General features: G+C 70.1%; 14 protein-coding genes. 7 read left to right on the top strand and 7 right to left on the bottom strand.

Going from position 1 to position 19,964, the window contains the following annotated elements; translation table 11 throughout:
* Positions 1–52: 52 nt before the first annotated feature.
* Positions 53–358, top strand: coding sequence for a ferredoxin (locus SSP24_RS10515; RefSeq protein WP_141309240.1), 306 nt, complete (start codon positions 53–55; stop codon positions 356–358).
* A 58-nt stretch (positions 359–416) separates the two neighbouring features.
* Here SSP24_RS10515 and SSP24_RS10510 read toward each other — a convergent pair whose 3' ends face one another.
* The 3 genes from SSP24_RS10510 to SSP24_RS10500 form a co-directional block, all read right to left on the bottom strand.
* Positions 417–986 (bottom strand): hypothetical protein, encoded by a 570-nt coding sequence (locus SSP24_RS10510; RefSeq protein ID WP_141309239.1) that lies wholly within the window; start codon positions 984–986, stop codon positions 417–419.
* 207 nt (positions 987–1,193) lie between these two features.
* Positions 1,194–2,096, bottom strand: coding sequence for a tRNA (adenine-N1)-methyltransferase (locus SSP24_RS10505; RefSeq protein WP_129796971.1), 903 nt, complete (start codon positions 2,094–2,096; stop codon positions 1,194–1,196).
* A gap of 52 nt (positions 2,097–2,148) precedes the next feature.
* On the bottom strand, positions 2,149–3,666 hold the full coding sequence (locus SSP24_RS10500) for a site-2 protease family protein (RefSeq protein WP_373306679.1): 1,518 nt from the start codon (positions 3,664–3,666) through the stop codon (positions 2,149–2,151).
* 646 nt (positions 3,667–4,312) lie between these two features.
* On the opposite strand from SSP24_RS10500, the gene SSP24_RS10495 reads away from it, so the two are divergent.
* Complete coding sequence (locus SSP24_RS10495; RefSeq protein ID WP_141309238.1) at positions 4,313–5,371, top strand: RecB family exonuclease; 1,059 nt, start codon at positions 4,313–4,315, stop codon at positions 5,369–5,371.
* A 91-nt stretch (positions 5,372–5,462) separates the two neighbouring features.
* The gene (locus SSP24_RS10490; protein WP_141309237.1) at positions 5,463–6,134 is read left to right on the top strand and encodes a response regulator; all 672 of its coding nucleotides are present in this window, start codon (positions 5,463–5,465) and stop codon (positions 6,132–6,134) included.
* 78 nt (positions 6,135–6,212) lie between these two features.
* On the opposite strand, the gene SSP24_RS10485 is transcribed toward SSP24_RS10490, so the two are convergent.
* The 4 genes from SSP24_RS10485 to metH form a co-directional block, all read right to left on the bottom strand.
* Complete coding sequence (locus SSP24_RS10485) at positions 6,213–7,793, bottom strand: ABC transporter substrate-binding protein (RefSeq protein ID WP_141309236.1); 1,581 nt, start codon at positions 7,791–7,793, stop codon at positions 6,213–6,215.
* A 71-nt stretch (positions 7,794–7,864) separates the two neighbouring features.
* Positions 7,865–9,466, bottom strand: a complete 1,602-nt coding sequence (locus tag SSP24_RS10480) for an ABC transporter substrate-binding protein (RefSeq protein WP_141309235.1) — start codon at positions 9,464–9,466, stop codon at positions 7,865–7,867.
* A gap of 429 nt (positions 9,467–9,895) precedes the next feature.
* The gene (locus SSP24_RS10475) at positions 9,896–10,588 is read right to left on the bottom strand and encodes an HAD family hydrolase (RefSeq protein ID WP_141309234.1); all 693 of its coding nucleotides are present in this window, start codon (positions 10,586–10,588) and stop codon (positions 9,896–9,898) included.
* Positions 10,589–10,735: 147 nt separating this feature from the next.
* Positions 10,736–14,248 carry a methionine synthase gene (metH, locus tag SSP24_RS10470; protein WP_141309233.1) on the bottom strand — a complete coding sequence of 1,171 codons (3,513 nt, stop codon included), beginning with the start codon at positions 14,246–14,248 and terminating at the stop codon, positions 10,736–10,738.
* A gap of 371 nt (positions 14,249–14,619) precedes the next feature.
* Here metH and SSP24_RS10465 point away from each other — a divergent pair, with 371 nt between their 5' ends.
* From SSP24_RS10465 to SSP24_RS10450, 4 genes are all read left to right on the top strand, one after another.
* A complete protein-coding gene (locus SSP24_RS10465; RefSeq protein ID WP_141309232.1) occupies positions 14,620–15,384 on the top strand; it encodes an IclR family transcriptional regulator in 765 nt (254 codons plus the stop codon).
* 314 nt (positions 15,385–15,698) lie between these two features.
* Positions 15,699–16,493 carry an MIP/aquaporin family protein gene (locus SSP24_RS10460; RefSeq protein WP_141309231.1) on the top strand — a complete coding sequence of 265 codons (795 nt, stop codon included), beginning with the start codon at positions 15,699–15,701 and terminating at the stop codon, positions 16,491–16,493.
* An 81-nt stretch (positions 16,494–16,574) separates the two neighbouring features.
* Positions 16,575–18,116 carry a glycerol kinase GlpK gene (gene glpK, locus SSP24_RS10455; RefSeq protein ID WP_141309230.1) on the top strand — a complete coding sequence of 514 codons (1,542 nt, stop codon included), beginning with the start codon at positions 16,575–16,577 and terminating at the stop codon, positions 18,114–18,116.
* Between the two features lie 49 nt (positions 18,117–18,165).
* Positions 18,166–19,782 carry a glycerol-3-phosphate dehydrogenase/oxidase gene (locus SSP24_RS10450; RefSeq protein WP_141309229.1) on the top strand — a complete coding sequence of 539 codons (1,617 nt, stop codon included), beginning with the start codon at positions 18,166–18,168 and terminating at the stop codon, positions 19,780–19,782.
* Positions 19,783–19,964 lie beyond the last annotated feature (182 nt).

The raw sequence follows: 19,964 nt of genomic DNA, 5'->3' as shown, positions 1-19,964 counted from the left end.
CGTCAGAGCTGGCCGGATTCCCGTACGGCCGGGCGGGCAAAGGGTAGGAGAGGTGACCGTGCAGCAGGAGGCCGGAGTCGACGGCGAGGCACTGGAGGTCTGGATCGATCAGGATCTCTGTACCGGCGACGGCATCTGCGCCCAGTATGCGCCTGAGGTGTTCGAGCTGGACATTGATGGTCTGGCCTATGTGAAGAGCGTGGACGACGAGTTGTTGCAGGCCAAGGGAGCCACAACGCCCGTACCGCTGCCGCTCCTCACGGATGTGGTCGACTCGGCGAAGGAGTGTCCGGGCGAGTGCATCCATGTACGTCGAGCTTCGGACAGGGTCGAGGTCTACGGTCCGGACGCAGAGTGACCGGATCCTTACGGGTAGTTACGACTGTCTGATTTCTCACACGCGCGGGTTGCGTGCTTCACACGCTCCGGGCGTCGGCGGGTGACGAGCGGACGAACGCACCGTTGTTCCACTGCCACTTCGCGTCCTGCTCCAGGTCCGGGCAGCAGGTCGGGACGTCGGAGGAGGAGTAGCCGAGCAGGGTCGCGAGGACGGCGCCGTCGCGGACGGCGAAGTCACTGATGGTGAACCGGTCCTTGGGGTCGACGAGCGTGGCCACCACCCGGGGCTCGGTCGAGTCGTCGCCCTGGGTGAGGACGTAGACGCCGTCGGGTGGCGTGCTGATGCCGGCGTCGCAGTGCACGACGGCGACCGTCTCCGGCCGCCCGTCGCCGTCGAGATCTCCGGACGCCTTCTTTTCCACCAGGGCCTTCACGGGCCCGCATTCGAGGGGGAAGTCGACACCGTCGGTGGCGGGTGGCGCGGCGGCCGGACGGGGCTCGCGGCCCGGCGTCTGGGCGGCGGTCGCCGAGTCCGGCTGCAGCAGCGAGGACAGGGCGAGGACACCGGCGACGGCCGTCGCGGTGGCGACCCAGTGGATGGGGCGGGGGTGCGCGTGTGCCAGTTCCGGAACGGCGGATTGCTGCACTAGGAGTGTCTCCTGTGAGGGCTGTGCCGGTGGGGGTGGCCAGCATGGTGCCACACGTCACAGTGTTGGGGAACGGCGGGGGTCGGCCCTGGTGAAGGAGGCGTCTGGCGGTACGTCAACGCAGCGGCGCCGTGGCCGAGTTCCGGGCGTTGTGCGGGAACTCGGCCACGGCGCCGTGAGGTTGTTCGGGGCAGGCCAGGGGCCGTCTCAGCGGCCGATGCCTCCGTCGGCGTTGGGGCCGGAGTAGTCCTCGCCGTAGGCGCCCTTGGCGGGGCGGCGGCGGCGCATGGGCGGTTCGACGCCGTCGGCGAGGCGGCGGGCGGTGAGGAGGAAGCCGGTGTGGCCGATCATCCGGTGGTCCGGTCGGACGGCGAGGCCCTCGATGTGCCAGTTGCGGATCATCGTCTCCCAGGAGGTCGGCTCGTTGAAGCAGCCGATCTCGCGGATGGACTCGACGGTCCGGGCGAGCTGGGTGGTGGTCGCGACGTAGCAGCACAGGATGCCGCCGGGCACGAGCGCCTTGGAGACGGCCTCCAGGCACTCCCAGGGGGCGAGCATGTCGAGGATGACGCGGTCTACGTCGGTGTCGGACAGGTTGTCCTGGAGGTCGCCGACGGTGAGCTGCCAGGCGGGATGCGGGCCGCCGAAGTAGCGCTCCACGTTGGCCTGGGCGATCTCGGCGAAGTCCGCGCGGCGCTCGTAGCTGTGCAGCATGCCCTGGTCGCCGATGGCGCGCAGCAGGAAGCTGCTGAGCGAGCCGGAGCCGACGCCGGCCTCCACGACGCGTGCGCCGGGGAAGATGTCGGCGAAGGCGAGGATCTGCCCCGCGTCCTTGGGGTAGACGACGGCTGCCCCGCGGGGCATGGACAGGACGTAGTCGGGGAGCAGGGGGCGCAGCGCGAGGTAGGCGACGTTTCCGGTGGTGCGGACAACGCTGCCCTCGGGAGCGCCGATCAGTTCGTCGTGCGGGAAGGAACCCTTGTGGGTGTGGAAGTTCTTCCCGGCCTCGAGCGTGAACGTGTAGTGGCGGCCCTTGGGGTCGGTCAGCTGTACCTGGTCCCCGACCTTGAAGGGCCCGCGCCTGCGGGCGGCACCGGTCGGTTCGGACATGTGACCAGCCTACCGGCGTTTGTGAGGGCCGCGGACCACTGGGAGGGGCCCCTCAGGAGGGCCGGGCCATGGCCTTCACGAAGGCGCGCTCGACGTCGGCGGCGGACAGGACGCCGTAGATCGCGCCGGTCTCCTCGACCACGAGGTACTCGGTCGCGGGTGTGGCCCGGAGCACTTCCAGAAGGTCCTCGCCGGCCAGCTCGGCGGAGACGCGCATGCCGTCGGTGAGTTCCTGGGCGAGGCCGCTGACCGCGACCCAGGGGCGGCGGTGTTCGGGTACGCCGACGATGGCGGCCTCGCGGACCAGTGACAGGGGGTTGCCCTCGGCGTCGACGACCACCAGGGCGCGGGCGCCGGCGGCGTTGGCGCGGCGCAGGGCCTCCGAGAGGGGGGTGTCGCTCTGCACCGGGACGGCGCGGCGGGTGAGGGTGCGGGCACGCAGTTCGGGGAGGTGCTCGCGCAGCCGGGCGACGCGCAGGCTGTTGCCGGCGCCGGTCCAGATGATCGCGGCGAGGATGGCGGCCAGCAGGGCGTCCATGACGGTGTCCATGCCGACGTTGTCCGTGGCGTCCCTGCCGAGTGCGCCGGACTGGGTGAGCAGCGGGAGGCCGATCAGGACGGAGACGGCGAGGGCGCGGCCGACCCAGGCGGCGGCGACCGTGCCGCTCATCGGCTTGCCGGTGATCTTCCAGACGACGGCGCGGAGCATGCGGCCGCCGTCGAGGGGGAGGCCGGGCAGGAGGTTGAAGACGGCCACGATGAGGTTGGAGATCATCAGGCCGGCCAGCAGGACGCCGGGGACCGTGCCGGGCTCGACGGGCTGCATGGCGAGGTAGAACAGGCCGGCGAGGACGAGGGAGAGCAGCGGGCCGACGAACGCGAGGACGAACTCGCGGCCCGGCGTCTCGGCCTCCTTCTCGATCTCGGAGACCCCGCCGAAGAACTGCAGCTGGATACGGCGGACCGGGAGCTTGTAGCGCAGGGCGGCCACGGTGTGGGCCAGCTCGTGCACGAGGACCGAGGCGTAGAAGGCGACGGCGAAGAAGAGGGAGACCAGGTAGCGGGCGGCGCCCAGCTCGGGCAGGACGCGCTCCAGTTGCCCGCCGAACACCCAGGTGATCAGCGCGGCGACGAGGAACCAGCTGGGGGCGACGTACACCGGCACACCGAAGGGCCGCCCCATCAGCAGCCCACCGCGCGGCTCCGGGGGGCGCTGGGGGGTGGTGCCTTTGTCGGGGGTGGCGTGGGCGAGGGTGCGGTGGGGCTGGTTGGGGGTGGGGGTGGTCGGGTGCTGGGGGGCGGTGTGTGGGTGCTGGTCGCTGGGCGGCTGGGCGCTGGCGCCGAGGCCGCCCGGCTGGGCGCTGGCGCCGTGTCCGCCCGGCCGGTCGCTGGCGCTGTGTCCGCCCGGCCGGTCGCTGGCGCTGTGTCCGCCCGGCTGGGCGCTGGCGCTGTGTCCGCCCGGGCGCTCACTGTCGCCGTGTCCGCCCGGCCAGTCGCTGCCGCCCTGTCCGCCCGGCCAGTCGCTGCCGCCCTGTCCGCCCGGCCGCTCGCTGTCGCCGCGTCCGGTCAGGTCGTCGCGCGGGTGCTCTGCGTCGGGGTGTCCGTCACGCTCGCCGCGAGGGGGCCCGTCGCCGAGGCCGCCCGACTTCTCCGCGTCGCCGTGTCCGTGCGGCTTCTGCCCGTCGCCGTTCTCTCTCAGATCCCGGCCCGGCTGCCCGACGCCGCTCTCTCCCAGCCCTTGGCCCGGCTGCGCGTCGCCGCGTGCTCCCAGGGGCCCCTCCGACTTCTCCCCGTAGCCAGACTCTCCCGGGTGCTCTCCCTGCCGCGTGCCGCCCGCACCATGGGCGGAGTCCGGCTCGGGGTCGGTCGCGTCGGCAGGTGCGCGGTCCGGGGTCTGTGTCTCGGCCTCGGGGCCTGTGGGTGTCGGCCGGGGCGGGTCCGGGCGTGCGGGGTCCGTGGCCGGGGTCGTACGGCCTGGTTGGTGGCGGTCCGCCTCGTCGGTGCCCGGCCGCGGCTGTCCGCTCCCGCCGCTCTCGTCCACGGTGTCCCCTCGTTCGAAGCGTCTCCCGCGCCTGCCGGGCGGAAGGGTCTCGGGTCGATGGTATGCGTCCGTGGGGGCGCGTTCCGCCCCGGCACCCCCTCTGTTTCCCCTGTCGTCGCACCTGTCACGACCGCGGCTGGGTCACTGTCAGTGGCGGGCCGTATGGTCTGTGGGCATGGACACCAGCACCGAGGGCACGGCGGAGCCCCACAGCGGCGGCAGGGCCGAGGCGGCGGATCCGGATCCGTCCGCCATGGTCGAGCCTACGACGGAGAGCGCGATGACAGCGGTGACGGCGGCAGCCGAGGCCGCCGCCACGACCGTGGTCACCGAGCCCGTCGTCATACCGCCCACGTCGCTCTCCCCCTCGCGTGCCGGCGACTTCATGCAGTGCCCTTTGCTGTACCGGTTCCGGGTGATCGACCGGCTGCCGGAGAAGCCCAGCGCGGCGGCGACCCGGGGCACCCTGGTGCACTCGGTCCTGGAGCGCCTCTTCGACGCCCCCGCGGCGGAGCGCACGGCGCCGCGCGCGAAGTCCCTGATCCCCGGCCAGTGGCAGCGGCTGCGCGAGGCCAAGCCGGAGGTCGAGGAGCTGTTCGCCGACGACCCGGAGGGCGAGCGGCTGGCGGGCTGGCTGGCGGAGGCGGAGCAGCTCGTCGAGCGCTGGTTCACGCTGGAGGACCCGAGCCGCCTGGAGCCCGCCGAGCGTGAGCTGTTCGTCGAGGCGGAGCTGGACTCGGGGCTGCGGCTGCGCGGCATCATCGACCGGGTCGACGTGGCGCCGACCGGCGAGGTCCGCATCGTCGACTACAAGACGGGCAAGGCGCCCCGGCCCGAGTACGCCGAGGGCGCGCTGTTCCAGATGAAGTTCTACGCGCTCGTCGTCTGGCGGCTGAAGAGGGTGGTCCCGCGCCGGCTCCAGCTCGTCTATCTCGGCAGCGGTGACGTGCTGACGTACGATCCCGTCCTCGCCGATCTGGAGCGGGTCGAGCGCAAGCTGCTGGCGCTGTGGGAGGCGATCCGCCAGGCGACCGAGACGGGCGACTGGCGGCCCCGGCCGACGAAGCTGTGCGGCTGGTGCGACCACCAGGCGCACTGCCCGGAGTTCGGCGGCACTCCCCCGCCGTACCCGCTGCCCGTGCGCCGGACCGGCGACGCCGGGGATGTCGAGCCCGCATCCGTGAGGGCGCCGGAGTCGCGCCCGGCGACGCAGGGCAGAATGGGGCCGGACTAGGGCCTGTCGTTTGGATCATGCCGCAGACGCGGGGGCTGATCAGCCGCGTGAACAGCCCTGTGGGCCGATACACCTAGCGAAGGAGACTTACGTGGCCATCCGCGTCCTACTGGTCGACGACCAGCCGCTGCTGCGTACGGGCTTCCGCATGATCCTGGAGGCCGAGCAGGACATCGCGGTCGTCGGCGAGGCCGGAGACGGCCTCCAGGCACTCGACCAGGTGCGGGCCCTGCAGCCCGACGTGGTGCTGATGGACATCCGCATGCCGCGGATGGACGGCGTGGAGGCGACCCGGCAGATCACCGGACCGGGCCGGGACGGTCCGGCGAAGGTGCTGGTGCTGACCACTTTCGACCTCGACGAGTACGTGGTGGAGGCTCTGAAGGCCGGCGCCAGTGGCTTCCTGCTGAAGGACGCGCCCGCGGGTGAGCTGGTGCAGGCGATCCGCGTGGTGGCGGCCGGCGAGGCGATGCTCGCCCCGAGTATCACGCGCCGCCTGCTCGACAAGTACGCCACGCATCTGCCGTCCGGCGAGGAGCCGGTGCCCGACACCCTCAACACGCTCACCGAGCGCGAGGTCGAGGTGCTGAAGCTGGTCGCGCGCGGCCTGTCGAACGCCGAGATCGCCGCCGACCTGTTCGTCAGCGAGACCACGGTCAAGACCCACGTGGGCCACGTCCTCACCAAGCTGGGGCTGCGCGACCGGGTGCAGGCCGCGGTGTACGCGTACGAGAGCGGCCTGGTGCGCCCCGGCGCACAGTGACGGTCGCAGCGAGCCGTACGACGCCGCGGGCGCCCGTTCCCAAGGAGCGGGCGCCCGCGGCGCTGGCGTACCGGGGCCTCAGCCCTTGCTGATCTCCCAGAACCGGAAGACGGTCGAGGCGTCGAGGCAGTACTCCAGGCCGTAGACCTCTTCGCGGACGACCGCGTACTGCTTGGCCTGCCAGACCGGCAGCATGGGGAGTTCCTCGGCGACGATGTCCTGCAGCTCGCCGTACTCGTCGTCGGTGGCGGCGCGGTCGCTCTGCGCGGCCGTGCGCGGGATGAGCGTGCCGGTGATCGTGTCGTTGCTGTAGTTGTTGCCCAGCACGTTGCCCTCGCCGAAGAACGGGGCGGTGAAGTTGTCGGCGTCCGGGTAGTCGGGCACCCAGCCCTTGACGTAGACCCCGTACTTGCCGTCGGCGATGTCCTGCTCGTACTGGTCGAAGGGTACGGACTTCACGTCGGCGGCGAACAGGCCGCTGGCGTTCAGCTGGGCCGCTATGGCCTGCAACTCCTCGTCGGTGGCGGGGCCGTAGCGCGACGGGGTGGACCAGAGGGTGAGCTTCACCTTGTCGGTGATGCCGTCGGCGCGCAGCGCGGCCTCGGCCTTTGCCTTGGAGGGGCGGGCGCCGTAGGTGTCGAAGAAGGCCGTGTTGTGGCCCCCGATACCGGCCGGGATGATCGAGTACAGCGGGGTCGCGGTGCCCTGGTAGACGTCCTCGATGAGGGCGTCGCGGTCGATCAGGTGGGCGATGGCCTGGCGGACGGAGAGCTTTCCGGCGACCGGGTCGTCCATGTTGAAGACCAGGTGCTGGACCTCGGCGCTGCTGCCCTCGATGACCTTGACGCCCGAGTCGGCGTCGGCGTTCTCGACGTCGGCGATGTCGGCCGCGCTCAGGCCTCGGTAGGCGATGTCGATGTCGTCTGCCAGCAGGGCCTTCTTCAGCGCGCCGCGGTCGCCGTGGAAGAACTTCATGGTGACGCCGGAGTTCTGCACGTCGGCGGTGCCCTGGTAGTTCTCGTTGACCGAGAAGACGGCCTCGTTCTCGCTGAATGAGTCGAGCTTGTACGGGCCAGAGCCGACGGCCTTGCCGTCCTCGCGCAGCTTGTCGGCGTCGTACTCGCGGTGGTTGACGATGGAGCCGGCGCCGGAGGCGATCTTGCTGGGGAAGGTGGCGTCGGCGACCTTCAGGTTGAACACGACGGTCTTCTCGTCCGGCGTCTCGACCGTGTCGAGCATGGGGAACATGATGGCCGGGCCGTCGGCGTCGTCGATCTTCAGCATGCGGTCGAAGGAGAACTTGACGTCCTCCGAGGTGAGCGGGTCACCGTTGCTGAACTTCAGCCCGTCCTTCAGGGTGCACTTGTAGACCTTGGTCGAGGTGTCCGTGAAGCTGCACCCTTGGGCCAGTTCCGGCTGCGGCTCGGTGCCGCCCTTGGGGAAGCTGAGCAGCGACTGGAAGACGTTGTTGAACAACAGCCAGGAGCCGGGATCGTAGCCGGACGCCGGATCGGTGGCCAGGACGTCGTCGGACATCCCCATGACCACGTTGGAGCCGTTCTCCCCCGTGTCGCCGGACTCGGAACCGCATCCGGTCAGCAGGCCGGAGGCCAGGCCCGCCACGATCGGCAGGATTGGCCACTGGTTGCGCATGTTCACGTGCGTGCCTTACGTCGTTCTCGAAAGTACCCGGGGCCGCCGTCCAGGGCCCGGGCGCGTGCGGGGAGGGGTCAGCCGCTCACACCACGGCCGAGCTCCCACAGCTGAAGCGTGGCGGAGGAGTTGAGGGCGTAGGCGACACCGGTGATGTCGTCACGCGCCGCCACGTACTGCTTGCCCTGCCACAGGGGCAGCACGGGGACGTCCTCGGCCACGATGTCCTGAATGGTGTTCAGGGTCTTGGAGGCGGCGAGACGGTCGGCCTCGCGCCGGGACTCCGGGATCAGGGTGTTGCGGATCTCGCTGTTGGCGTACGGCGACTTGAGGAAGTTGTCCTTGTCCAGGAACGGGGCGACGAAGCTGTCGGCGTCCGGGAAGTCGGGGAACCAGCCCATCCCGAAGACGTCGTACTTGCCGGCCCGTTCGGCCGGGACGAAGGTGTCCCAGCGGGTGCCCTCGATACCGACGTCGAACAGGCCGCTGTCGTTGAGCTGCGCCCGCAGCACCTCGAACTCCTTCTTGGTGGCGGCGCCGTAGTGGTCGGTCGTGTAGTGCAGGGTCAGCTTCACAGGGGTGTTGACGCCGGCGTCTTCGAGCAGGGCCTTGGCCTTGGCGACGCTGGGGTCGCCGTACTTGTTGAAGAACGCGTTGGAATGGCCGGTGATGGAGGCCGGGACGAGCGAGTAGAGGGGTTCGGCCTGGGTGCCGTAGACCTCGGAGACGAGTTGGTCGCGGTTGACGAGCTGCGCCATGGCCTGGCGTACGGCCTTGTCCTTCACCGTGGGGGCCTCGGTGTTGAAGGCCAGGTAGCGGATCTCCAGGCCGGGCACGTCGACCAGGTCGACATCGCCGTCGGCGGCGGCCAGCTTGTTGATCTGCTCCGGCGTCATGGTGCGGGTCATCACGTCGATGTCGCCCTTGTCGAGGGCGGCGCCCATGGCGTCGGCGTCCTGGTAGGAGACCATGTCGACCGCCTCGTTGTTCACCTTCAACGCCCCCTGGTAGTGGGGGTTCTTGGTGAACTCGGCCTTGACGAGCTCGCCGTCCTTCTCCTCGGCCTTGAGGGTGTACGGGCCGGAGCCGTCGACCTGGAAGCCGTCGCGCAGCTTGTTCTTCTCGTAGGCGTCGGGGTTCACGATGCCCGCGACCGGGGTGGAGAGCTTGTACGGGAAGGTGGCGTCGGCGGTCTTGAGGTGGAAGATGACCTCGTTGTCGCCCTTGGTTTCGACGGTGTCGATGGTGGACAGCAGGGCGAAGACACCGCTGTCCGACTTGAGAGCGAGGGCCCGGTCGATGGAGTACTTCACATCGGCCGCGGTGATGGGGTCGCCGTTGGAGAACTTCAGGTCCGGGCGCAGTTTGCAGGCGTAGCGCTCGTTGCCGGTGTCGGTGAAGCCGCAGCTCTCGGCGGCGTCGGGGACGGGGGCGCCCTCGCCGCGCGGCTGGACCATCAGGGTCTGCACGGTCTGGCGCAGCACGTTCCAGGTGCCGACGTCATAGGCGTACGCCGGGTCGAGGGGCGCGGGGGCGTCCTTCGTGGCGATGAACCGGTCCGTGGTACCGACGACGATCGGGCGCCCGCCGTCGCTGCCGGCGTCCGACCCGCCGCAAGCTGCGAGCGCGGGCGTCAGCAGACCGACCACGGCCGGCAGCACCAAAGTCTTGCGGTTCATGCTCGGCAATCTCCACAGCTGTCAGGTCCGTGTATCCGGCATGCAGGGGTGTCGCGGCGGATCACGGGGGCGGGGGTGAGGTTCTCGCGATGAGATTAGTGCGCGCCCGTGACGGGGTTCGCGGCCACCGGAGTTGAGCGTCCATCACGCTGCGAAACCGGGCGTGGACGCACTGAAAACCCGACAGGGGAAGGATTAGTGCAGCGTCCCATGAATCGGGACACAAAGCCGGGGCAGCCGCACCATCATGGGGCTGGACAGCACACATGCACTACCGTGTCGACCCCATTTGGAGTGGTGAACGTCACACTTCGAACTGTGTGTGGAGGTACCGGAATTCGGCCATCCGCACGATTCGAATTCCTCCTCGATGAATTGCTGTTCCCCGCGCTGCCGCACGGTGCGTGAACGCCCCGCGCATTTGTGTCATCAGTTCAGCAGAGCGCGCAGAAATGCCAGATCGACCACTTCGAGGGAGTCCACCACGGTACGCCGGGCGGCCGGGGCGATCGGGGCCACCGAGGGCACGGCCACGACATGGCAGCCCGCCGCCTCCGCCGCGGCGACGCCGGTCGCGGTGTCCTCCACGACCGCGCATCTGGCCGGGTCCGCGCCGAGTCCGGCGGCGGCGAACAGGTACGGGTCCGGGTGCGGCTTGGTGCGGGCGACCTCGTCGCCGGCCACGGTCAGGGCGAAGTACTGGGACCCGAGGGAGTCCAGGACGCGGTCGATGATGCGCCGGTGGGAGGCCGAGACCAGGGCCGTCGGGATCTCGTGCGTGGCGAGCTCGGCCAGCAGCCGGGCGGCTCCCGGCATCAGCGGCAGCGCCCGGTCGATCCGGTCCTCGAACCCCTGGTTGAGCAGGACGGTGAGCTCGGCGAGGGTGATGTCGGCGCCGGTGGCCTCGATCAGGAACCCCGCGCTGCGGGTCATCGGGCCGCCGACCACGACATGGCGCCAGGAGTCGTCGAGGGTGTGCCCGAGACCGGCGAAGATCTCGCACTCCACGTCCCACCAGAAGCCCTCGGTGTCCACCAGGGTGCCGTCCATGTCGAGGAGCACGGCCTGCAGTGCTGAGCCTTCGGCCGTACGGGTGCCGATTGCGGGGACCGTCGTCGTCATCCGGCGTACCTCCTGGAGGGACGAGCAGGCCGGTTCCCGGGTCGGGAACCGGCCTTCAGTGGACCGACCAGTGTACGACGATTCCGATCAGTGTGCGGTGAGGAGCGTCACGGCGAGTCGTATCCCACGTCACCGTGCGTTCCCACGTCACCGTGCGTTGAAGTACTTCGCCTCCGGGTGGTGAATGACGATGGCGTCGGTGGACTGCTCGGGGTGGAGCTGGAACTCCTCGGACAGCCGCACGCCGATCCGCTCCGGCTCCAGGAGGTCGGCGATCTTCGCCCGGTCCTCCAGGTCGGGGCAGGCGCCGTAGCCCAGCGAGAAGCGGGCGCCGCGGTACTTCAGCGCGAACATGTCCTCGATGTCGGCCGGGTCCTCGCCCGCGAAGCCGAGTTCGGCGCGCACGCGCGCGTGCCAGTACTCGGCGAGGGCTTCGGCCAGCTGCACGGACAGGCCGTGCAGTTCGAGGTAGTCGCGGTAGGAGTCGGACTCGAACAGCCGAGCGGTCTCCTCGCCGATGCGGGAGCCGACGGTGACGACCTGGAGGCCGACGACGTCCGTCTCGCCGGACTCCTCCGGGCGGAAGAAGTCGGCCAGGCACAGGCGACGGCCGCGGCGCTGGCGGGGGAAGGTGAAGCGGGTGCGCTCGTTGCCCGCCTCGTCGAGGAGGATCAGGTCGTCGTCCTTGGACACGCACGGGAAGTAGCCGTAGACCACGGCCGCTTCCAGCAGGTTCTCCGTCTGGAGCCGGTCCAGCAGCCCGCGCAGCCGCGGCCGGCCCTCGGTCTCGACGAGTTCCTCGTACGACGGTCCCTCACCGGTGCGGGCCTGCTTCAGGCCCCACTGGCCCTTGAACAGGGCGCCCTCGTCGAGCCAGGAGGCGTACTCCTTGAGCTGGATGCCCTTGATGACGCGGGTGCCCCAGAACGGCGGCTCGGGGATGCGGTTGTCGGTGGCGACGTCGGAGCGGACGTGGCCCTCCTCGGGGCGCTCTGCGACCTCGACGGTGGCCGCCCGCACCCGGCGCTGCTTCAGCTCCGGCAGCTTCGCTCCCGGCACGCCCCGCTTGACGCCGATCAGGGCGTCCATCAGGCGCAGGCCCTCGAAGGCGTCCCGGGCGTAGCGGACCTCGCCCTCGTAGATCTCGTGCAGGTCCTGCTCGACGTAGGCGCGCGTGAGGGCGGCGCCGCCGAGGATGACCGGGTAGCCGGCGGCCAGGCCCCGGGCGTTGAGCTCCTCCAGGTTCTCCTTCATGATCACCGTGGACTTCACCAGGAGTCCGGACATGCCGATGACGTCGGCCTTGTGCTCCTCGGCGGCTTCCAGGATCGCGGAGACCGGCTGCTTGATGCCCAGGTTGACGACGTTGTAGCCGTTGTTGGACAGGATGATGTCGACCAGGTTCTTGCCGATGTCGTGCACGTCGCCGCGCACGGTGGCCAGCACGATCGTGCCCTTGCCCTCGTCGTCGGTCTTCTCCATGTGCGGTTCGAGGTAGGCGACGGCGGCCTTCATCACCTCGGCGGACTGGAGCACGAACGGCAACTGCATCTGGCCGGAACCGAACAGCTCACCGACGACCTTCATACCCTCCAGGAGCGTGTCGTTGACGATGTCCAGCGCCGGGCGGCTCTGCAGGGCCTCGTCGAGGTCGGCCTCCAGGCCGTTGCGCTCGCCGTCGATGATGCGGCGCTGCAGACGCTCCTCCAGGGGAAGCGCGGCCAACTCCTCCGCCTTGCCCGCCTTCAGGGACTTGGCGGTGGCGCCCTCGAAGAGCTGCATCAGCTTCTGCAGCGGGTCGTAGCCCTCACTGCGGCGGTCGTAGATCAGGTCCAGGGCCGTGGTCACCTGCTCCTCGTCGAAGCGGGCGATCGGCAGGATCTTCGACGCGTGCACGATCGCCGAGTCCAGGCCCGCCTTGACGCACTCGTCGAGGAAGACGGAGTTGAGCAGGATACGGGCGGCCGGGTTCAGGCCGAAGGAGATGTTCGACAGGCCCAGGGTGGTCTGCACGTCCGGGTGACGGCGCTTCAGCTCGCGGATCGCCTCGATGGTGGCGATGCCGTCCTTGCGGGACTCCTCCTGGCCGGTGCAGATCGTGAACGTGAGGCAGTCGATGAGGATGTCCTCCTCGCGGATGCCCCAGTTGCCGCTCAGATCGGCGATCAGCCGTTCGGCGATCTCGACCTTCTTCTCGACGGTGCGGGCCTGGCCCTCCTCGTCGATGGTCAGCGCGATCAGCGCCGCGCCGTGCTCCTGGGCCAGCCCGGTCACCTTGGCGAAGCGGGACTCGGGGCCGTCGCCGTCCTCGTAGTTGACCGAGTTGATGACCGCGCGGCCGCCGAGCTTCTCCAGGCCCGCCCGGATGACGTCGACCTCCGTGGAGTCCAGCACGATCGGCAGCGTGGAGGCGGTGGCGAAGCGGCCGGCCAGTTCCTCCATGTCGGCGACGCCGTCGCGGCCGACGTAGTCCACGCACAGGTCGAGCATGTGCGCGCCCTCGCGGATCTGCTCCCGGGCCATCTCCACGCAGTCGTCCCAGCGGCCGGCCAGCATGGCCTCGCGGAACTTCTTCGAGCCGTTGGCGTTGGTGCGCTCGCCGATGGCCAGGTATGAGGTGTCCTGGCGGAAGGGCACCGACTGGTAGAGGGAGGCGGCGCCCGGCTCCGGGCGCGGGGCGCGCTCGGTCGGGGTGAGGTCACGGACCCGCTCGACGACCTGGCGCAGGTGTTCCGGCGTCGTACCGCAGCAGCCGCCGACCAGGGACAGGCCGTAGTCGCGGACGAAGTTCTCCTGGGCGTCGGCCAGTTCGGGCGCGGTCAGCGGGTAGTGGGCGCCGTCCGCGGTCAGCACGGGCAGACCGGCGTTCGGCATGCACGACAGCGGGACGCGGGAGTGGCGGGCGAGGAAACGCAGGTGCTCGCTCATCTCGGCCGGGCCGGTCGCGCAGTTCAGGCCGATCATGTCGATGCCGAGCGGCTCCAGCGCGGTCAGCGCGGCGCCGATCTCGGAGCCCAGCAGCATGGTGCCGGTGGTCTCGACGGTCACCGAGACGATCAGCGGTACGTCGTAACCGGCCGTCTCCATCGCCCGGCGGGCGGCGACGACCGAGGCCTTGGTCTGGAGCAGGTCCTGCGTGGTCTCCACGAGCAGCGCGTCGGCGCCGCCCGCGAGCAGGCCCTCGGCGTTGCGCTGGTAGGCGTCGCGGATCGCGGCGAAGGTGGTGTGGCCGAGGGTGGGCAGCTTGGTGCCGGGGCCCATCGAGCCCAGCACCCAGCGCTGCTGTCCGGTCCGCCGCGCGTAGTCGTCGGCCGTCTCGCGGGCGATGCGGGCACCGGCCTCGGACAGCTCGCCGACGCGGTGGGCGATGTCGTACTCGCCGAGGGCGGAGAGGTTCGCGCCGAAGGTGTTGGTCTCCACGCAGTCCACGCCCGCGTCGAAGTACGCGGCGTGCACGGAACGGACGATGTCCGGGCGGGTGACGTTGAGTACCTCGTTGCAGCCCTCGAGGTTCTGGAAGTCGTCGAGGGTGGGGTCCTGCGCCTGGAGCATGGTGCCCATCGCTCCGTCGGCGACGACCACACGGGTGGCGAGTGCCTCACGGAGGGCGGACGCACGGGTCCGGCTGTCGGTGGCGGGGGACTGCGGCGACGAGGCCATTTAAGGGGCTCCCTGGAGTGCGACGGCTGTCGGCTTTGCGCTTCCTTCGGATGCTCGTCCGGAGAGTCCGGGGGAAGAGCGCACGCGGCCAGGGTAGCCGGGACCGGCCGCCTATGGTCAGGGGCGTCCACGAGGCGGACCAGGATGGCCTCCCCCAGGTCACTCCTGAGGACGCCGGGGGACGCCTCGGGGACGCCTCGGGGACGCCTGGGGGACCTCCGGGGGACGAGGGACACAACAACTGCCGACCACCCATTGGCGGGAGGTCGGCATGGACCGGTAGTGTTCGGCATTGCCGAACAGTGGACATTGCCGGACGGCGGCAGCGACGTCGCAGCTCGACGGTCGAAGGGGACGGAGGCAGGACGGCGATGGCACGGAACATCCAGTCGCTCGAACGGGCGGCCGCGATGCTGCGCCTGCTCGCGGGCGGCGAGCGGAGGCTGGGCCTGTCGGACATCGCCTCCTCACTGGGCCTCGCCAAGGGCACCGCCCACGGCATCCTGCGCACCCTCCAGCAGGAGGGCTTCGTCGAGCAGGACGAGGCCTCCGGGCGCTACCAGCTGGGCGCCGAGCTGCTGCGCCTGGGCACCACCTACCTCGACGTGCACGAGCTGCGCGCGCGTGCCCTGGTGTGGACGGACGACCTGGCCCGCTCCAGCGGCGAGAGCGTCTACCTGGGTGTCCTGCACCAGCAGGGCGTGCTGATCGTGCACCACGTCTTCCGGCCCGACGACAGCCGGCAGGTGCTGGAGATCGGCGCCATGCAGCCACTGCACTCCACGGCCCTGGGCAAGGTCCTGTCGGCCTACGACCCGGTCGCGCACAGCGAGGCCCTGGAGTCCGACCGCAAGGCCTTCACCGACCGCACCGTGTGCGATCTGAGCGACTTCGAACAGATCCTGGACCTCATCCGCGCGCGTGGGTACGCCGCGGACGTCGAGGAGACCTGGGAGGGCGTCGCCTCCATCGCCGCGCCCATCCACGACCGGCGGCGCATGCCTGTCGGCGCGGTCGGCATCACCGGAGCGGTGGAGCGGCTGTACCGGGACGGGGAGCTGCGGCCCGAGCTGATCGCCGCGGTGCGGGACTGCGCCCGCGCGGTGTCGCGCGATCTGGGCGCCGGGCGCTTCTGAGCAGTATCCAGGGCAGACACCGGGACGTCGTACGGCGTTCCGGCTCTCGGCCTACGCTGAAACGGGCATAAGTGGCATAGCAGGATCTGCATGATCCATCGACCCACAACTCAACACAATCAACCACCATCGCGCTTTCAACAAGAGAGCTCTTGACGTGTGCGTAACGCCAAAGCAAGACTCCCGTCCATCGGTCGGCATTGTCGAACAGCTACCGGCAATACGCGCTAGAGTGTGACAACGCCAAGGGCCGACTGACCTCCGTAGGGACGCGGGGTTCAGCTTCCCCTGGACGAAGGACAAAGGAGTCGCGGGTGTCCAGCTCCGACATCTTCATCGGCGAGACCATCGGTACCGCCATACTCATCCTCCTCGGCGGAGGCGTGGTCGCCGCCGTGGTTCTCAAGGCCTCCAAGGCCCGCAACGCCGGCTGGCTCGCCATCACCTTCGGGTGGGGTTTCGCGGTGCTCACGGCCGTCTACATCTCGGCGCCGCTGTCCGGCGCCCACCTCAACCCGGCCGTCACCCTCGGCATCGCGATCAAGGACAGCGACTGGAGCAACGTTCCCATCTACTGGGGCGGACAGCTGCTCGGTGCCATGATCGGCGCGGCCCTGGTCTGGGTCGCCTACTACGGCCAGTTCCACGCGCACCTCACCGACAAGGAGATCGTCGGCGGCCCGGGCGCACAGTCCTCCCAGGCCAAGGCGGTCGAGGCGCAGGAGCAGGGCGCGGGCCCGGTGCTCGGTGTCTTCTCCACCGGTCCGGAGATCCGTAACGCGGCGATGAACCTCGCCACGGAGATCATCGGTACGTTCGTGCTGGTCATCGCCGTCCTCACGCAGGGCGTGAACGACAACGGCAACGGCCTGGGCACCCTGGGCGGTCTGATGGTCGCCCTCGTCGTGGTCGGCATCGGCCTCTCGCTCGGCGGCCCGACCGGCTACGCCATCAACCCGGCCCGTGACCTCGGTCCGCGCATCGTGCACGCCCTTCTGCCCCTGCCCAACAAGGGCGGGTCCGACTGGTCCTACGCCTGGGTCCCGGTGGCCGGCCCGCTGATCGGCGCCGCAGCCGCCGCAGGCCTCTACAACGTCGCTTTTGCCTGAGAAGCGGGTACGTCCGCTCTCGCAGCCGCACGCATCACGCCGTAACCAGCCCCAGACCACACGGACTTCCAGGAGCACACAGTGACCGACGCCCACACCGCCGGCCCGTTCATCGCCGCGATCGACCAGGGCACGACCTCCAGCCGCTGCATCGTCTTCGACCGGGACGGCCGGATCGTCTCCGTCGACCAGAAGGAGCACGAGCAGATCTTCCCCAAGCCGGGCTGGGTCGAGCACAACGCCACCGAGATCTGGACCAACGTCCAGGAGGTCGTCGCCGGAGCCATCGACAAGGCCGGCATCACCCGCGACGACATCAAGGCCATCGGCATCACCAATCAGCGCGAAACCACCGTGCTGTGGGACAAGAACACCGGTGAACCCGTCCACAACGCCATCGTCTGGCAGGACACCCGCACCGACGCCCTGTGCCGCGAACTCGGCCGCAACGTAGGCCAGGACCGCTTCCGCCGCGAGACCGGCCTGCCGCTGGCCTCGTACTTCTCCGGCCCCAAGGCCCGCTGGCTGCTCGACAACGTCGAGGGTCTGAAGGAGCGCGCCGAAGCCGGCGACATCCTCTTCGGCACCATGGACACCTGGGTCATCTGGAACCTGACCGGCGGCGTCAACGGCGGCCACCACGTCACCGACGTCACCAACGCCTCCCGCACCCTGCTGATGAACCTGCACACCATGCAGTGGGACGAGAAGATCGCCGAGTCCATCGGTGTGCCGCTGGCGATGCTGCCCGAGATCCGCTCCTCCGCCGAGGTCTACGGCGAGATCACCGGCGGCAAGCTCGGCGACCTCCTCGGCGGCATCCCCGTCGCCTCCGCACTCGGCGACCAGCAGGCCGCCCTGTTCGGGCAGACCTGCTTCTCCGAGGGCGAGACCAAGTCCACGTACGGCACCGGCACCTTCATGGTGATGAACACCGGTGACAAGCTCATCAACTCCTACAGCGGGCTGCTGACCACCGTCGGCTACCAGATCGGCGGACAGCAGCCGGTCTACGCCCTGGAAGGCTCCATCGCCGTCACCGGCGCGCTGGTGCAGTGGATGCGCGACCAGATGGGCCTGATCTCCACCGCCGCCGAGATCGAAACCCTCGCCCTGACGGTCGAGGACAACGGCGGCGCCTACTTCGTGCCCGCCTTCTCCGGCCTGTTCGCCCCCTACTGGCGCTCCGACGCCCGCGGTGTCATCGCCGGCCTCACCCGGTACGTCACCAAGGCGCACCTCGCGCGCGCCGTGCTGGAGGCCACCGCCTGGCAGACCCGCGAGATCGCCGACGCCATGACGAAGGACTCCGGCGTCGAACTGACCGCGCTGAAGGTCGACGGCGGTATGACCTCCAACAACCTGCTGATGCAGACCCTCGCCGACTTCGTGGACGCCCCCGTGGTGCGCCCGATGGTCGCCGAGACCACCTGCCTCGGCGCCGCCTACGCCGCCGGTCTCGCCGTCGGCTTCTGGTCCAGCACCGACGAGCTGCGCGCCAACTGGCGGCGGGCCGCCGAGTGGACCCCCCGCATGGACGCGGACACCCGCGACCGTGAGTACAAGAGCTGGCTCAAGGCCGTCGAGCGGACCATGGGCTGGCTCGACGAAGACGAGAGCTGATTCGACGAGAGCTGACGCACAGTCGGCTGACGAGGAGTAAAAACCCGACATGACCAGCCAGTCCACCCTGCAGTCCGTGCCTGCCCTGGGCACGCGCCCGGCCTCCGGCTCGAACCCGAGCCGAGCCGAGACCCGGGAGCAGCTCGCCAAGGCGTCGTACGACCTTCTCGTGATCGGCGGCGGCATCCTGGGCATCTCCACCGCCTGGCACGCCGCGCAGTCCGGCCTGAGGGTGGCGCTGGTCGACGCCGGCGACTTCGCCGGCGCCACCTCCTCCGCCTCCTCCAAGCTCCTCCACGGCGGTCTGCGCTATCTGCAGACCGGCGCGGTGAAGCTGGTGGCGGAGAATCACTTCGAACGCCGTGCGGTCTCCCGCCAGGTGGCCCCCCACCTGGCGAACCCGCTCACCTTCTACCTCCCCGTGTACAAGGGGGGCCCGCACGGCGCCGCGAAGCTCGGCGCGGGTGTCTTCGCCTACTCCGCACTGTCCGCCTTCGGTGACGGCGTCGGCCACCTGCTCTCGCCCGCCAAGGCGCAGGCGGACGTGCCCGAGCTGCGTACCGAGAACCTCAAGGCCGTGGCCGTCTACGGCGACGACCAGATGAACGACGCCCGGATGGCCCTGATGACGGTCCGCGCGGCCGTCGAGGCCGGCGCGGTCGTCCTCAACCACGCCGAGGTCACCGGCCTGCGCTTCACTCAGGGCCGGGTGACCGGCGCCGAGCTCAAGGACCGCCTGTCCGGTGACGAGTTCGGCGTCAACGCCCGCCTGGTGCTGAACGCGACCGGCCCCTGGGTCGATCACCTGCGCAAGATGGAGGACCCCAATGCCGCGCCGTCCATCCGCCTGTCGAAGGGCGCGCATCTGGTCCTGAAGCGCACCTCACCCTGGAAGGCCGCGCTCGCCACCCCGATCGACAAGTACCGCATCACCTTCGCCCTCCCCTGGGAGGACATGCTGCTGCTCGGCACCACCGACGAGGTGTACGAGGGCGACCCGGCCGATGTCGCCGTCAACGACAAGGACATAGCCCAGATACTCGACGAGGCCGCGTTCTCCATTCGCGACCAGCAGCTCGACCGGGACCTGATCACATACGCCTTCGCGGGTCTGCGGGTGCTGCCGGGCGGACCCGGTGACACCGCCAAGGCCAAGCGCGAGACGGTGGTCACCGAGGGCCGGGGCGGGATGCTGTCCGTCGCGGGCGGCAAGTGGACCACCTTCCGCCACATCGGCCGGACGATCATGAAGAAGCTGGAGGCGCTGCCGGGCCGCCCGCTCGGCGAGGACTTCGAGCCGATCGCCTCGCTGCCGAAGAAGCTGCCGCTACCGGGTGTCGCCAACCCGCGCGCGGTCGCCCACCGCCTGCTGACCGACCGCCCCGCGCCTGGCCCGCGCATGGCGGCGGACACCGCCAAGCACCTGGCCACGCACTACGGCTCGCTGGCGTTCGACATCGCCCGCCTGGCCAACGACAACCCCGAGCTCGCCCAGCGCGTCCACCCGGACGCCCCGGAGATCTGGGCCCAGGTCGTCTGGGCCCGCGACCACGAGTGGGCCGAGACCGCGGACGACGTGCTGCGCCGTCGCACGACCCTGACGATCCGCGGCCTGGCCACGGACGACGTCCGCGCCAAGGTCCAGGACCTGATCGACAAGAAGTAGCCGAACGCGACGGACGGGGGCGGCTCCACGCCGACGGAGCCGCCCCCGTCTTCGGTGTGCTGCGGCCCGGAACGCGGGTGTCCCGGGGTGACGAACGGGGCAGTGATCCGTTCACTCCCCCGTGCAAGGGGGCTGCGGGTGCCCCCGCCGCACGCCGTAAGGTTGGGGCGTCAGGCGAGGCA

The organism is Streptomyces spinoverrucosus (assembly GCF_006539505.1).
GTDB lineage: Bacteria > Actinomycetota > Actinomycetes > Streptomycetales > Streptomycetaceae > Streptomyces > Streptomyces spinoverrucosus.
Note: the sequence above shows the minus strand (reverse complement) of the source record. Positions and strands in the feature narration are given on the sequence as shown.